A 399-nucleotide genomic window follows, 5' to 3' on the forward strand; every position below is an offset into this window, starting at 1 on the left:
ATCTGGTACCGCAAGAACATCGGCGCGGACCGCACCCCGGTCGTCGACACCTGGTGGCAGACCGAGACCGGCGGCATCATGATCTCCCCGCTGCCGGGCGTGACCTCCGCCAAGCCGGGCTCCGCCCAGACCCCGCTTCCCGGCATCTCCGCCACGGTGGTGGACGACGAGGCCAACGAGGTGGCCAACGGAGGCGGCGGCTACCTGGTGCTCACCGAGCAGTGGCCGTCGATGCTGCGCACCATCTGGGGCGACGACCAGCGGTTCATCGACACCTACTGGTCGCGCTTCGAGGGCAAGTACTTCGCCGGTGACGGCGCGAAGAAGGACGACGACGGCGACATCTGGCTGCTCGGCCGGGTCGACGACGTGATGCTGGTGTCCGGCCACAACATCTCC

General features: G+C 68.4%; 1 protein-coding gene. It reads left to right on the forward strand.

Annotated elements, in window-relative coordinates; all coding sequences use genetic code 11:
* Positions 1-399: AMP-binding protein (locus LPA54_RS41100; RefSeq protein ID WP_228985496.1), on the forward strand; the 399-nt coding region annotated here is incomplete at both ends.

It is taken from the genome of Streptomyces sp. DH12 (assembly GCF_020873895.1).
GTDB lineage: Bacteria > Actinomycetota > Actinomycetes > Streptomycetales > Streptomycetaceae > Streptomyces.